The 14316-nt window shown below is 69.4% G+C and carries 15 protein-coding genes; 9 read left to right on the forward strand and 6 right to left on the reverse strand.

The window, feature by feature from the left end; all coding sequences use genetic code 11:
- Positions 1 to 168: 168 nt before the first annotated feature.
- Both N5095_RS05890 and N5095_RS05895 read left to right on the forward strand, forming a co-directional pair.
- Positions 169 to 345 (forward strand): DUF7859 family protein, encoded by a 177-nt coding sequence (locus N5095_RS05890; protein ID WP_267621814.1) that lies wholly within the window; start codon positions 169 to 171, stop codon positions 343 to 345.
- Between the two features lie 64 nt (positions 346 to 409).
- Positions 410 to 1612, forward strand: coding sequence for an inorganic phosphate transporter (locus tag N5095_RS05895; protein ID WP_267621815.1), 1203 nt, complete (start codon positions 410 to 412; stop codon positions 1610 to 1612).
- A 49-nt stretch (positions 1613 to 1661) separates the two neighbouring features.
- On the opposite strand, the gene N5095_RS05900 is transcribed toward N5095_RS05895, so the two are convergent.
- Together N5095_RS05900 and N5095_RS05905 are read right to left on the reverse strand one after the other, a co-directional pair.
- Entirely contained in the window at positions 1662 to 3446 is a 1785-nt protein-coding gene (locus N5095_RS05900; RefSeq protein ID WP_267621816.1) for a histidine kinase N-terminal 7TM domain-containing protein, read from the reverse strand.
- 193 nt (positions 3447 to 3639) lie between these two features.
- On the reverse strand, positions 3640 to 5025 hold the full coding sequence (locus N5095_RS05905) for a hemolysin family protein (RefSeq protein ID WP_267621817.1): 1386 nt from the start codon (positions 5023 to 5025) through the stop codon (positions 3640 to 3642).
- Between the two features lie 105 nt (positions 5026 to 5130).
- On the opposite strand from N5095_RS05905, the gene N5095_RS05910 reads away from it, so the two are divergent.
- From N5095_RS05910 to N5095_RS05920, 3 genes are all read left to right on the forward strand, one after another.
- Entirely contained in the window at positions 5131 to 5418 is a 288-nt protein-coding gene (locus tag N5095_RS05910) for a glutaredoxin family protein (RefSeq protein ID WP_267621818.1), read from the forward strand.
- Positions 5418 to 5927, forward strand: coding sequence for a redoxin domain-containing protein (locus tag N5095_RS05915; RefSeq protein WP_267621819.1), 510 nt, complete (start codon positions 5418 to 5420; stop codon positions 5925 to 5927). Before N5095_RS05910 ends, N5095_RS05915 begins: the two co-directional genes overlap by 1 nt.
- 120 nt (positions 5928 to 6047) lie before the next feature.
- Positions 6048 to 6668, forward strand: coding sequence for an L-threonylcarbamoyladenylate synthase (locus N5095_RS05920; protein ID WP_267621820.1), 621 nt, complete (start codon positions 6048 to 6050; stop codon positions 6666 to 6668).
- A gap of 3 nt (positions 6669 to 6671) precedes the next feature.
- Here the strand turns inward: N5095_RS05920 and N5095_RS05925 are convergent, their stop codons facing one another.
- Both N5095_RS05925 and N5095_RS05930 read right to left on the reverse strand, forming a co-directional pair.
- A complete protein-coding gene (locus tag N5095_RS05925; RefSeq protein WP_267621821.1) occupies positions 6672 to 7352 on the reverse strand; it encodes a CRISPR-associated protein Cas4 in 681 nt (226 codons plus the stop codon).
- Between the two features lie 305 nt (positions 7353 to 7657).
- The gene (locus N5095_RS05930) at positions 7658 to 8254 is read right to left on the reverse strand and encodes a conditioned medium-induced protein 4 (protein ID WP_267621822.1); all 597 of its coding nucleotides are present in this window, start codon (positions 8252 to 8254) and stop codon (positions 7658 to 7660) included.
- Positions 8255 to 8413: 159 nt separating this feature from the next.
- Between N5095_RS05930 and N5095_RS05935 the strand changes: the two genes are divergently transcribed.
- The 4 genes from N5095_RS05935 to N5095_RS05950 all read left to right on the forward strand — a co-directional run bounded on the left by N5095_RS05935 (position 8414) and on the right by N5095_RS05950 (position 12736).
- Entirely contained in the window at positions 8414 to 8998 is a 585-nt protein-coding gene (locus tag N5095_RS05935; protein WP_267621824.1) for a biotin transporter BioY, read from the forward strand.
- Positions 8999 to 9009: 11 nt separating this feature from the next.
- A complete protein-coding gene (locus tag N5095_RS05940) occupies positions 9010 to 9783 on the forward strand; it encodes an energy-coupling factor ABC transporter ATP-binding protein (protein WP_267621825.1) in 774 nt (257 codons plus the stop codon).
- Positions 9777 to 10481: an energy-coupling factor transporter transmembrane component T family protein gene (locus N5095_RS05945; RefSeq protein ID WP_267621826.1), complete on the forward strand. Its 705-nt coding sequence runs from the start codon at positions 9777 to 9779 to the stop codon at positions 10479 to 10481. Before N5095_RS05940 ends, N5095_RS05945 begins: the two co-directional genes overlap by 7 nt.
- An 89-nt stretch (positions 10482 to 10570) precedes the next feature.
- The gene (locus N5095_RS05950) at positions 10571 to 12736 is read left to right on the forward strand and encodes a heterodisulfide reductase-related iron-sulfur binding cluster (RefSeq protein WP_267621827.1); all 2166 of its coding nucleotides are present in this window, start codon (positions 10571 to 10573) and stop codon (positions 12734 to 12736) included.
- An 82-nt stretch (positions 12737 to 12818) separates the two neighbouring features.
- Here N5095_RS05950 and N5095_RS05955 read toward each other — a convergent pair whose 3' ends face one another.
- A complete protein-coding gene (locus N5095_RS05955; RefSeq protein ID WP_267621828.1) occupies positions 12819 to 13298 on the reverse strand; it encodes a VOC family protein in 480 nt (159 codons plus the stop codon).
- Between the two features lie 80 nt (positions 13299 to 13378).
- The gene (locus tag N5095_RS05960; RefSeq protein WP_303651592.1) at positions 13379 to 14179 is read right to left on the reverse strand and encodes an aldo/keto reductase; all 801 of its coding nucleotides are present in this window, start codon (positions 14177 to 14179) and stop codon (positions 13379 to 13381) included.
- Between the last annotated feature and the right edge of the window lie 137 nt (positions 14180 to 14316).

Raw genomic sequence — 14316 nt, forward strand, 5'->3', positions numbered from 1 at the left:
GTCCGTCTCCGGGCCGGAGACGTCCGAGCTGGAGGGCAGTAGGTCGGCCATCGTCTCCCGTCTCGACTCCGGGAGTATCAGTTTTCTCCCGCGCGGCGAACGGCGGTTTCGGGACTCTTCCCGTCGCCGGGGCGAAACGGCTTTGGGACCCCCGACGGAAGGGCGGGTATGTTCGGGACGCTGGCCGCACAGGGCGGCATCGTCGATTTCCTCCTCGGGCTCGACCCCGTGTTCGTCGGGCTCCTGGTCGTGATACTGGGGCTGGTCTTCTTCCTGTACCTGATGGCCCGCCGGACGCTGCTCGGCCTCCGCGAGGGGTACGACCAGGGTCGCGGGGGTCGCTGAGCGGTGACCCCGTGGTGAAGTCCGTCGTCCAGTACGGGAGCGCCGCCAGCCGGGAGGAGCCCCGATGGTCGCCGTAACCACGGTCGCGGCGCTCGTCGTCGCCGCCGTCGCCAGCCTGTTCATGGCGTGGGCCATCGGCGCCGGCTCCTCGGGGTCGACGCCGTTCGCGCCCGCCGTCGGCGCCAACGCCATCTCCGTGATGCGAGCGGGCTTCTTCGTCGGCATCCTCGGGTTCGCCGGCGCCGTCCTCCAAGGGCAGGGGGTCACCGAGGCGGTCGGGACACAACTCATCGTCGGTCAGACGCTGACGACGACCGCGGCGGTCGTCGGCCTGCTCACCGCCGGCGGGCTGGTCGCCGTCGGCGTCTTCGCCGGCTACCCCATCGCGACGGCGTTCACCGTCACCGGCGCCGTCGTCGGCGTCGGCCTCGCACTCGGGGGGGAACCGGCGTGGGCGAAGTACCAGCAAATCGCCGCACTGTGGGTGCTCACCCCGTTCTTCGGCGGCGGCGTCGCCTACGCGACGGCCCGATTCCTCAGAGACGAGCGCGTCCCCGAGTCCCTCGCCGTCCCCTTCCTCGCGGGACTCGTCGGCGCCATCGTCGCCAACGTCGAGTTCTCCCTCCTTCGGGTGGACGGCGAGCCGGCCTCCATCGCGGCCGCCGGCGCCGACGCGCTCGTTCTCCCCCGACTCGGCGGCGCCGGCGGGCTCGACCTCGGCGTCCTCCTCGTGACGCTCGCAGTGGCCGGACTCGTCACGCTGGCGCTCTGGCGGGACATCGCGGCCGACCAGGCCCGCGGCCAGCGCCACTTCCTGCTCGCGCTCGGCGCGCTGGTCGCCTTCTCCGCCGGCGGAAGCCAGGTCGGCCTCGCCATCGGCCCGCTCGTCCCCCTGCTCGACGAGGTGACGGTGCCCATCCTCGCGCTGCTCGTCGGCGGCGGCCTCGGCCTGCTCGCCGGGTCGTGGACCGGCGCCCCGCGGATGATCAAGGCGCTCGCACAGGACTACTCCTCGCTGGGCCCTCGCCGCTCCATCGCCGCGCTCATCCCCTCGTTCGCCATCGCCCAGACGGCCGTCGCCCTCGGCGTCCCGGTCTCGTTCAACGAGATAATCGTCTCGGCCATCGTCGGCAGCGGCTACGCCGCCGGCGGCGCCGGGGTCAGCCGGGAGAAGATGCTGTACACCGTCGCGGCGTGGGTCGGCTCGCTCGCGCTGGCGCTCGGCCTCGGCTACGGCGTGTTCACCGCGGTGGACGCGGTGCTCTGAACGTCGGCAGCCACCGCCGAGGAGGTGAGTCACCGCTCGTTCGGGGCGCTCACGCCCGCGGCACCGACAACGACACGACGCACCCTCGCGACCCGGCGTCCCGGATGTCGAGGGAGCCACCGGAGCGACTCACCGCCCACTTCACGAGCCAGAGGCCGAGGCCGTTCGAGTGCTCGAGCGCCGTCTCTCGGCCCGCCGTCAGAACGGTTCGCTCGTGGGGCGGGATTCCCGGCCCCTCGTCGCGCACCTCCACGGTGACGACGTCGGTGTCGTCGTCCACGGTGGCGGCGACCGCGACGGGTCCCTCGCCGTGACTGAGCGCGTTCTCCACCAGCTCGCGAAGCGCCTCCGGGAGCGACTCGTCGGCGCGGACGTACGTCCCTGGGGGAACGGCAGTCGTCACCGACGCGTCCGGGTGGGTGACACGGCAGTCGGCAACCGCGGCTCCGACCAGGTCGTCGAGGTCGAGGTCGCGGACCCGCGAACTCGTCAGGAGCCGTTCGACGTTCCGCGCCTTCTCGCTCTGGTCGACGACGTGAGCACCCTTCTCCCGGCTGACCTCGGCGGCCCGACGGTGCGCGGGGTCGTCGAGGTCGGTCGCGAGCCGGTCGAGGTGGCCCAGGACGACGTTCATGTCGTTGCGGACGGTGTGTCTGAGCACCCGGTTCTGCACCTCGAGGCGCTGTTCGCGAATCAACTGCTCCGTGACGTCGCGGAGGGTCACGAGCCGACCGATGGCTCGACCACCGTAGGCGTTGACGGGGGAGGACTCGACCCGGAGGTGTCGCCGCCGCCCGCCGACGTCGACGTTCACGACCCTGCCGCCGACCGCCGACGTGTCGACACCGCCGTCACCGCGCACGCTCCGGGTTCCCTCGCCGATGCGTGTCCCTTCGCCGACACGGTCGTAGGCACCGGCGTCGGGGCTGGCACCGGCACCGGCATCGGCGCCGGCGCCGACGTCGATACCGACTTCCGGGAGTACCGAATCGAACGGTTCTCCGAGTAGTGACTCCCGCGAGCGACCGAGCAGCCCCACCGCGGCGGCGTTGGCGTCGACGACGTATCCGTGACTGTCGAGGATTATCGCGCCCGCCGTCATCCCTTCGAGCGCGGCGTCGCGGGCGAGCTCCCGGACGACCGGCATCGTATCGAGAAACCGAAGCCGACCCACGGCGACCGCAAAGGAGAGGCCAGTTCCGACGAAGGCGATGGGCGTGGGGTCGACCGGGGCCGTCGGCGACGCGTCGACGAGGTGGAGAACGTTCGCCACCCACGGCAGGGCCAGTCCGACGAGCAGCGCCGCGACCTGCCTCCGGTAGAGGTCTCGCCGGTAGAACGTCCAGAGGAGGACGAGGGTTCCCCCACCCAACAGGACGTACGAGTACACCGCATGAACCCAGAACAGAGGGCCGTACGTCGACTCCACCACGGAGAACCCGTCGACCGTCACGACGCTGGTCGCGGACCACAGCCGCTCGTGCCGGGCGTTGGTCGCCGCGAGCACGAGGAGGGCGACGGGTTCGACGACCAGCGCGGCGACCGACCACGTCGGGAGACGTTCGCTCACGCCGGCGTACGACAGCGCGAACGCGAACCACGAGGTGACCGTGAGGCCGACCCCGAGGTACTTCACCGTGTACCAGAACCGGGTCGCGACGGTGGTGTCGGCGACCAACTGCATCCCGACGGCTCCCGCCCACAGCGTGACCCCGGCCATCAGCAGGGCGAACCAGCGGGTCCCCGGGACTCGACGGACTCGTAGCGCGACGGCCGTCAGTGCGCTCCCCACTACAGCGGCCCCGAACACGAGGACGGTGAGTGGTGAGATCATGGTAGGGTCCCGCACCGGCCGGCGCCGATACTCTGTCTAAACTGACATTCGTCCAGGAATAAGCGTTTCGCCCGCCGAACGGTGCGCCGCGGGATGCGGTGTCCCAGGGGGAGCGACGCGGGCAGTTTCGGGACCGAGCAACCGGGGGGCCGAGACGGCTCGGTAGCCGAGGGACGGCGGTCCTACGGCAGCGTCACTCGTTCTGGACCTCGGCCGGTTCCTCTTCGTCGAGCTCGGCCGCCGTCGGCGTCTCGGGGATGGTGATGCGCGCCTTCATGATGCGCGTGTTGTCGACCTGTTCGATGCGGATGGTGACGCCCTCGTACTCGATCTCCTCACCCTCCTCGACGAGGCGGCCGGCGCGATTGAAGATGAAGCCGGCGAGCGTCTCGAACTCCTCGCCTTCCGGGAGCGTGAGTTCGAGCTCCTCGTTCACCTCGTCGATGTTCACCTCGCCGCGCACGAGGACGGTGCGGTCGTCGACGACTTCGAAGGGCTCCTCTTCGTCACCCTCGAGGATGTCGCCGACGATCTCCTCGACCATGTCCTCCAGCGTGATGAGCCCCTCCGTGGTGCCGAACTCGTCGATGACGATGACCATCTGGAGACGGTCCTCCTGAATTTCGGTGAGGAGTTCGTCGACGTTCTTCGACTCGGGGACGTGGAGGGTAGGCTGAACGAGCTCGCTCAGCACCGGCTGGCCCTCGCCGTACTCCTTCGCGCGGACGAGGTTGCGCACGTTGACGATGCCGATGATGTTGTCGAGGTTGCCGTCGTACACCGGGATGCGCTCGTGGTCGGAGCGGACACACTCCTCGATGGCCTCCTCGACGGTGGCGTCCTTCGAGACGGCGGTCATGTCGAGGCGGGGGGTCATCACCTCCTTGGCGATGGTCCGGTTGAACCGGAAGATGCGGTCGAGCATCTCCCGTTCCTCCTCCTCGATGACCCCCTCGCGCTCCCCGGTCTGAATCATGTCCTGAATCTCGTCGCGGGTGACGTAGGAGGTCTCGATGGCCGCCCGGCCGCCCGTCACGCGGTTGATGAGCCGGGTGAGGTAGTCGAAGACGACGATGAGCGGGTAGAGGACCATCTCGCTGTACTGCAGCGGCTTCGCGATTCGCAGCGCCCACGACTCGGTGTTCTCGACGGCGTACGACTTCGGCGCGGACTCGCCGAACAGCAGGACGAGCGTCGTGATGCCGAACGTCGAGACCAGGACGGCGGTCCCCGGGTCGAAGTAGATGCCGACGACTGCGGTCGCCAGCGAGGACATCGCGATGTTGGCGATGTTGTTGCCGACGAGGATGGTAACGAGCAGCTTGTGGGGGTCCTCCTTCAGTTCTTGAACGTACAGCGACCCGGGAACTCCGTCCTCGACCAGCGCCTCCACCCGGTGTTTCGCGAGCGAGAACATCGCGATCTCCGAGGAGGAGAAGAACGCCGAGACGCCGATGAGAACGGCGATGGCGATCGAGCCGGCGATCGTGACGGTGAGGTCGTTGATCGGAATCGGCCCCAGATTCGACTGGGCGGGAACGGAGGCGAGGATGGGTGACTCTGGCGACGACAAACCCATGTAACACCCGAGATTGAGCCGGCCCGGAATTAAGCGTTGTCCTCTCCCCCGGGCGGCGTCGCCGGGAGCGAAGGGCTTAGGCCCGAAACGCTCGAACGTCGGGGTATGTCAGACGACGGGCCCGCCATCACGCTGTATCGCCTGCAGGCCTGCCCGTTCTGTGAACGGGTCGTCCGCAAGCTGCAGGAGTACGACCTCGACTACCGCTCCCGGTTCGTCGAACCGATGCACGCCGACCGAAACGTCGTCAAGCGCATCAGCGGGAAGCGAACCGTCCCCGCCATCGTCGACGACGACACGGGCATGACGATGTCCGAGTCCGCGAACATCGTCGAGTATCTGGAGAAGACCTACGGGGAGGACCGCGCGTCGACCGACGGGGGTGCCGCCTGATGGTCGACTTCGAGGTCGTCGACCTCCCCGAGGCCGACTACCCGGAGGCGGGCGAGACCGCGCCCGACTTCACCCGCCCGCTCGTCAACGCGGAGTACTGGGAGGACGTCTCGCTCTCGTCGCTCACCGACCAGGGGCCGGTCCTGCTCGTCTTCTACCCGATGGACGGCGCGTTCCCGGCGACGTACATGTGGAACGAGATGCGCGACCGGGCGTGGGGCGACCGACTCACGGTCGTCGGCTGTTCGGTTTCGACCCCCTACGAGCACAAGACGCTCATCGAGGAGCGAGCGATGGACTACCGCCTCTTTTCGGACCCGCAGAACGGCGTCGCCCGCGAGTACGGCGTCGAGAACCCGCTCGACGGGATGGCCGGGGTCGAGGAAGCTCGGCCCGCCGTCTTCCTGCTCGACGGCGACCGCACCGTGGAGTACGCGTGGGTCGCGAGCGAGTGGCCCGACTTCCCCGACTACGACGAGGTCCAGGACGCCATCGACGCGCTGGTCTGAGTCCGCGACGCGGCGTCCCGGCCCGGGCGTGTCGTTCGCCGGCCGCCCGACGGCGGCGACCGTGTGACGTCGAAACACCCCGGCGTCACGCTTTTCTCCGCCCCTACCCGAGAGTCGACCATGCCCGCAGACGACGCTCTCGACTCCACCCTTCGGGACGCCGTCGTGTCGGCCGCGTCGGCCGTCCACGAGGGGGAGGCGGTCGTCTATCCGACGGAGACGGTGTACGGTCTCGGTGCGGACGCGCTCTCGACGGCGGCGGTCGAACGCGTCTTCGAAATCAAGGGGCGTGACCGTGACAAACCGCTGTCGCTCGCGGCGCCCAGCGTCGACGCCGCCCTCGAGTACGTCCGCCCCACGGAGCGCGAGGAACGGTTCATGCGCGCGTTCCTCCCCGGCCCCGTCACCGTCGTCGTCGAGCGCGGCGATTCGGTCCCGGACGCCCTCACCGCCGGTCGCGACCGCGTCGGCGTCCGGGTCCCGGACCACCCGGTCGCGCTCGCCCTGCTGCGCGAGGCCGCACCGACACCCGTGACCGCCACCAGCGCCAACCTCAGTGGCGCGCCGAGCGTCACCGACCCGGCCGACCTCGACCCGTCGCTCCGAGAGCGGGTCGCGGCCGTCGTCGACGGCGGGGTCACCCCCGGCACCGAGAGCACGGTCGTCGACCCGGGCGCCGGCGTCATCCATCGGCGCGGCGCCCTCGGCGACGAGATTCGAGAGTGGCTGGCGTCGAACTGAGTGTCAGAGCCCCAGCAGCGACCGCAACGACCGCGTCTTCACCCCACACTCCGTGACGTACTCGCAGGTCTCACATTTCGCGCTGTTTCGCAGCCGAGACGGTGGCCCGTCGAGGGAGCGGACCGCCCGCAGCGTCCGTCGGTAGGCGGCCTTCCGCCGGGTCGTCAGGCGCACCTCGCGGACGACGGCGTGAGCCGGGTACTCGACGAGCGCGCGGTCGACGCGCTCCCGACGCTCCCACGCGAGCGCCTTCGCCGCGGCGACGGCCTTCACCGTCTGCGGTTCCCAGACACCCTGCTCCGGCGGTGCCCCCGGTGAGACGAGCGTCGGGAACGGCCCTCCTGCCGTCTCGTCCGCGTCCGACCCCTCAACCAACACCTTGCTCGCGATTCCCCGGCAGTCCTTCCCGTCGAGCAGCACCTCCCGTGCCTCGGGGTCGACGAGGCCCTCCCAGTAGTCGCGCGCCGCCACCCGCGCCAGCGCCCGTCGGTACTCCTCGGGGGAGCGTTCGACCGGCAGTTCCCGGAGGGTCGGGTCGTCGGCGTCGAGAAGTTCGGGGTACCGGAACGCGAGCGACTTCGTCTCGGCCACCTCCGCCGGCGGTCCCCGGTCCTCGTCGCGGCGCGCGTAGTACAGTTGTCGGGGGCAGTACGCCGCCCGCGAGAGGTCGCTGAACGTCGGCACGGCGACGGTGGTTCCGTCCTCATATTTGAACGTTCGCCACGGGGTGGCGGTAGTGATTGCCGGTGTGTCGGCGGTGGCGGGGCGATGGCGATGCGGTGGCGGTGCTGAGGCGGGGCGGTGCTGGAGCCGGTCCGCTTCACGCCGCGAGCGAGGCCGAAGGTCGAGCGAGTGGCCTTTTTTGTCGCCAGAAACCGGAGGTTTCTGGCTGGATAGCCAGAACGCGTCGCGTTCTGGCGATGGTCGAGATTTTTTGGCCGGGGTCGAGGTGGCCGAGGGCCACCGAGGCCCCGGTGAAAAAAGGTCGATTAGAAGGAAACGTCGGTCTCGATGTCCTCGGCGGCCTCCCGAAGGCCGTCCTCGTGGGCGCCCTTGGCGTAGGAGTCGGAGAGGTCCGAGTCGGTGAGTAGCTCCGCGAACTCGTCTCGGAAGCGGTCGTTGGCGCGGGTCGACCGGCGGTCGGCGTGGACGACGGCGGTGTAGTGAGCGAGCTCCGCTTCGGAGACCGAGAGCGCCGCGGCCCGCTCCTCCTCGGGGACGTCTTCGACGACCATGGTCCGGAGCCGCGAGAGCTCGAACGGGGCGTCGCGGTCCGTCTCGCGGACGAGGTGGAGGTCCATCCGCGCGTCGAACACGGTCGCCGCGTCGAGGTCCATGGCGGCGGCGATGGCGTCGTCGTCCTCGCCGTCGTGGTAGCGGCGGACCACTTCGACGAGCGCCGCGTCGTCGAGACCCGAGACGAACGCGTACTCCTCGCGCATGAGGGCGACGAGCTCTTCGACGCGCTCGCTCGGGTCCCGCTCGTCTGCGAGCGACCCCCGGGACTCCTCCTGTCGCTCCGTCACCGTGTCACCACCGGTGGTGTCGATGAAGATGTCGCGTAGCTCCTCGGTCTTCTCGTCCATGAGTGCCCCTTAGAAACCGCCACGCTACTAAAAGTTGGTGGGGGTGTGCGTCCGTCGGTCCCACCGCTCGCCGGTACCCGCCGGCGTCGTCCGTCCTCCGGCGCCGTTCCGGCGCGCGTCAACCAAACCGTTGAAGAGGGTTTACGAGGCAGTCGGTGTATGGCAACTTCCACCGACTCGGTCGAACTCGTCGGCGACGAGGTGACGCGCAATCTCGCCCGCGCGGCGCTGTTCGCCGCCTTGATGGGCGCGTTCGCGTACGTCTCGTTCCCGAACCCGCTGTCGCCCGGCATCCCGGTCACCCTGCAGGTGCTCGGCGTGTTCCTCGCCGGAATCTTCCTCGGCCCCATCTGGGGCGGCTTCGCGATGGTGCTGTACCTGCTCGCGGGCGCGCTCGGACTCCCCGTCTTCTCCGGCGGGAGCGCGGGCTTCGGCGCGCTCGTCAGTCAGACCGGCGGCTACCTCGTCTCGTACCCGTTCGCCGCGGCCGTCGTCGGCCTCGGCGTCCACGGCGTCGGCGACCTCGCCGACCCTCGACTCGTCTCGGTCGGTCGACTCGTCGCGGCGATGGTCGCCGGGACCGTCGTCATCTACACGCTCGGCATCCTCGGGTTCTGGTACGTCGGCGACGTGGGCATCGTCACGGCCGTCGTCGGCGCAGCGGTCGCGTTCGTTCCGGTCGAGGCGCTGAAAATCGCCGCCGCCGTCGGCATCGTCCGCTCCGAGGCGGTCGCGGCGCGGTAGTCGGAGAACGAATGACCATCGAGACGACCGGGCTCGTCTACCGCTACGGCGCCGGGGAGGCGGAGGCGACCGCCCTCGACGGCGTCGACCTCGCGCTCGCGGACGGCGAGTTCGTCGTCGTCGCCGGCGCGAACGGCTCCGGCAAGACCACGCTCGTCCGGCAGTTCAACGGCCTGCTCTCGCCAGACGAAGGCGAGGTCCGCGTCGACGGCGTCCCCGTCTCCGAGGACCCCGTCGCCGCCCGCACCCGCGTGGGGATGGTGTTCCAGGACCCCCGCGACGCGTTCGTGGCGGCCACCGTCGGCGCCGACGTGGCGTTCGGCCCAGAGAACCTCGGGCTCTCCCGGAGCGACATCGACCGCCGGGTCGAGGCCGCACTCGACGCAGTCAACATGGGCGGCCGCGAGGACGAGCGCCTCGACGCCCTCTCCGGCGGGGAGCAGGAGCGCGTCGCCATCGCGGGCGCGCTCGCCATGGAGCCGGCCCACCTCGTCCTCGACGAGCCGTTCACCGGGCTCGACGAACCGGCTCGGCGCTCCGTGCTCGGTCGGCTCCGGGCGCTCCACCGCGACGGGACCGGCGTCGTCGTCGTCACCCACGACCTGCGTGACGTGTTCCCCCTCGCGGACCGCGTCGTCGCGCTCGCGGACGGGCGGGTCGCCGTCGACGCGCCGCCCGGCGAGGCGGTCGAGGCGTTGGCGGCGCTGGACGTGCGCGTGCCCGACCGGGTGGAGAGGGACGTGACGGACGTGGCCACCGCCACGCCCGACTCGGACCCGTGCTGAGCTACGTCCCGGGCGACTCGCTCGCCCACCGACTCGACCCGCGGACGAAGCTGTTCGTCCAGGTCGCGTTCGTGCTCGCGGCGTTCGCACACACGACCGTCCCCGGACTCGCCGTCCTGACGGTCGTCGCGCTCGGCTGTCTCGCCCTCGCCGGCGGGTCGGTCCGGCGGACGCTGTGGAGCTACCGCTACTTCCTCCCCTTCCTCCTCGCCGGGCCGCTGTTGGAGGCGCTCACCTGGGGAGTGCCGTGGGTCGTCCTCGGGGACGCGGTCGACCCCCTGTTGGCGAGCTACCGGGTCCTGCTCGTCTTTCTCGTCAGCGGAGCGTACGTCCGCTCGACCCCGGTCCGGGACTCCCGTGCGGCGATTCAGCGGCTCGTCCCCGGGAAACCCGGGCGACTGCTCGGCGTCGGCCTCTCGCTCGTCTTCCGCTTTCTCCCCGTCCTCAAGCGGGACCTGTTCGCCAGCCGGGATGCCATGCGGGCGCGGCTGGGCGAGGAGCGGCCGGTCCACGAGCGGATGCGAATCGTCGCGACGGCGGGGCTGAACCGCGCGTTCGGCCGGGCCGACCGCCTCTCGGTGGCGCTTCGGGCGCGCTGTTTCGCGTGGAACCCGACGCTCCCAGACCTGCGGTTCTCCCGGGCAGACGCGCCGGCCGGGACCGTGGGACTCCTGCTCGTCGTCTGGGCGCTGGTCTGAGGGCATCGGCGAGGGACGGAGCGAGAAGAGTCGCGGACGGCGACGAGAAGGTGGCAAGATTTAACCCCCGCTCACCCCGGTGATTTTGTATGACAGTCCTGCAGACGCGCGAGGTGTTCTGGACCATCTCGCCGGTGGGGAAGGGGCTCTTCTACGGGCTCGCGGCCATGTCGGTGGTGCTCTTCCTCTACGGCGTGTACGCCCGCTTCGCCCGCTACACCCGGGCCGCCGAGGAGCCCATCCCCCGCCTCGACGAGCTCCCCGCCCGCGTCTCGTCGTCGGCGACGACGGTGCTCTCGAACGCGAAACTGTTCGACCGGGACCGCTACGGCGGCGTGATGCACGCGTTCATCATGTGGGGCTTTCTGACCCTGCTCATCGGGACTACGATTCTGGGCATCGACATCGACCTCTACCGACCTCTCACCGGCGAGTCCTTCTTCGTCGGCGACTTCTACCTCTCGTACTCACTGGTGATGGACGCCCTCGGCTTCCTGTTCGTCGTCGGTATCGGCATGGCGCTGTACCGCCGGTACGCCGCCCGCAACTGGCGCCTGCACGGTCGGCACACCTCACTGGAGGACGACGCGTTCGTCTGGACGCTGTTCGCCCTCGGCGTCGGCGGCTACGTCATCGAAGGGCTGCGCATCCTTGAGGCCGGCTTCCCCGACCACGAGACGGTGAGCTTCGTCGGCTACTTCGTCGGGCTCGTCCTCGCCACCCTCGGCGTCGGCCCCGAACTCGCGGAGTCGCTCTACTGGTGGGGCTGGTGGTCCCACGCCATCCTCGCCCTCGGCTTCGTCGCGCTCGTCCCCTACGCCAAGCCGTTCCACATGATCTCCTCGTTCGCCAACGTCGTCACCCACGACGAGCAGGCCGGCAAGCGCCTCCCGAGCGTCCCCGCCGACCTCGACCACGTGAACGCCGAGTCAATCGACGACTTCACCTGGAAGGAACAGCTCGACCAGGACGCCTGCACGAAGTGCGGCCGCTGTTCGGCGGTCTGTCCCGCCAAAGCCTCGGGTCGGCCGCTCGACCCGCGGGACGTCATCCTCGACCTCAAATCGTACCGGGAGAACCTCGACGCCGGCAACACCGAAGAGAAGCCGATTATCGCCGACGGCGGTGACTCCGTCATCGCCGCGGAGACGATGGAGTCCTGCATGGCCTGCATGGCCTGCATGGACGCCTGTCCAGTCGACATCGAGCACCTCAACTCCTTCACGAAGATGAACCGTCAGCTCACCGACGAGGGGGCCGTCCGTCCGCAGATGCAGGACGTGTTCGGCAACCTCATGCAGAAGGGGAACACGTTCGGTGACTCGCCGCGCAAGCGCGCCGACTGGGCCGACGACCTCGACTTCGAGGTCGCGGACGCCCGCGAGGAGGACGTGGAGTTCCTCTGGTACGTCGGCGACTACCCCTCCTACGACGACCGCAACAAGAAGGTCGCCCGCGCGCTGGCCCGCATCTTCGAGGAGTCGGGCGTCTCCGTCGGCATCCTCTACGAGGACGAGAAGTACGACGGCAACGACATCCGCCGCGTGGGCGAGGAGTTCCTCTTCCTCGAACTCGCCGGCCACCACGTCGAGTCCTTCGAGGACTGCGACTTCGAGAAGATCGTCTGCACCGACCCGCACTCGTTCAACACGATGAAAAACGAGTATCCGGAGGTCGACTTCGGCGAGTTCGCCGACGACCCCGTGATGCCGTTCGAGTACGACGGCCACTGGAACGAGGACGGCGAGATTCCCGTCTATCACTACACGCAGGTCGTCGAGGAACTCGTCGAGTCGGGGCGCCTCGGCCTCGACGGCACCGAACTCGACTACACCGTCACCTACCACGACCCGTGTCACCTCGGCCGGTACAACGACGTGTACGACGCGCCCCGCGAGATTATCCGCGCGACGGGGGTCACGCTGGACGAGATGCCCCGCAACCGCGAGGACTCGTTCTGTTGTGGCGGCGGCGGCGGCGGCCTCTGGATGGAGTTCGAGGAGGAGCCCAAACCGAGCGAGGAACGCCTGCGGGAGGCCTTGGAGGACACCGACTCGGGGCCGCAGGTCGAGAAGTTCGTCGTCGCCTGCCCGATGTGCATGACGATGTACGAGGACGGCCGCAAGACCGGCGGCTACGAGGACGACCTCGAAATCGTCGACATCACCGAACTGCTCGTCGAAGCGCTCGACGCGAAAGCGGGTGTCGGTGCGGGCGCCGGGGGGACGGAGTCACGACCGTCCACGGCCGACTGAACCTCCTACCGTCACTTCCGCCCCGGCCCGTCGACTGGTTCGTCCGGGGACGACGCTCGGGTCGCCTCACTCCTGGGTCGTCTCACTCCTGGTTGCTGTACGTCTGCTCGTACCCGTGGGTGTATATCTCGACGAGGTTCCCCCACGGGTCCTTGCAGTAGGTCATCCGATACTCCTGGTCCGGGAAGAGTCGCCAGACGTCGGTGTGGTGTTCGCCGCCGGCGTCTTCGATTTCGGCCGCGAGCGCCTCGATGTCGGGGTCGACCACGCAGAGGTGGAAGAAGCCCGCCTCGTGCGGGTCGGGGTCGTGCTCGACGGTCTCCTCGAACTCGAAGAACTCGACGCCGGCGCCGTTGCCGCTCGCCGTGTGCGCGATACGTACCGTGTCGAACTCGCCGAGTACGTCCCGACAGAGCCGCGCCATCTGCGAGTCGTCGTCGGAGTCGACGGGCATCGGGCCGAGTAGCCGTTCGAAGTCCAGCACGTCCTCGTACCACTCGAGGGCCGCGTCGATGTCCGGAACGGTCACGCCGACGTGCGCGATGGGTCGTGGCTGAGCCATCACGGGACGGTTCGTCCCCCGTTCGGCTAAGCGGTGGGGCCGGTACGACCGACGTGGCGCCGTGTGGCAGCTTCCGGACGCTACTGCGAGATGCCGTACACGTCGCTCGACCAGTCGCGGGCGGGGTGGTCGTACACGGGAGCGTCGCGGTCGGCGTCGTCGAGGCGTTCGCGGTCCGCCTCGTCGAGTTCCCAGTCGAACAGGTCGGCGTTCTCCCGGACGTGCGCCGGCGACGACGACTTCGGGACGACCACCACGTCGCGCTCGACCGCCCAGCGGAGGACGACCTGCGCGGGCGAGCGGCCGTGCTTCTCGGCGAGTTCCTGCACCGTCTCGTCCCCGAAGATTTCGGTCCTGGCGAGCGGGGCGGCGGCCTCGACGACCGTCTCCGACTCGCGACAGTAGTCGACGAGGTCCGGCCGCTGGAGCCACGGGTGGAACTCGATCTGGTTGACGGCGACAGGGACGTCGGAGACGTGGTTCGCGGCGCTCAGCTGGTACGCGCTGAAGTTCGAGACGCCGACGTTCCGTACCAGCCCCTCCTCGTGCAACCGTGCCATCGCGTCCATGGTCTCCCGGAGCGAGATGGCCGGGTTCGGCCAGTGAATCAGGTAGAGGTCGAGGTAGTCGGTATCGAGCCTGTCGAGGGAGTCCCGACAGGCCCGCAAGACGGACTCGTAGCCGAGGTTCTTCGGGAGCACCTTCGAGGTGAGAAAGAGGTCGTCGCGGTCGTACTCGGCGAGCGTCTCGCCGATTTCGGCTTCGTTCATGTACCCCTCGGCGGTGTCGACGTGGGTGTACCCGGCGTCGAGCGCGGCGCGAACCGACTCGCGGACGGTCTCGCCTTCCAGGTCCCAGGTTCCGACGCCGACCATCGGCATCTCGTCGCCGCTCGGCAACGATACGTTCGGTATGGTCACAGTCCACATCCCTCGCGGCGGAGGGAAGGCGTTACGGCTTCAGGAGAAGTTCGCGGGGTCGGCGAGGACGTCTCGTCGCCCGGCGGGCGGGTCGACGG

The organism is Halobium salinum (assembly GCF_026586625.1).
In the GTDB taxonomy this organism is placed as follows: domain Archaea; phylum Halobacteriota; class Halobacteria; order Halobacteriales; family Haloferacaceae; genus Halobium; species Halobium salinum.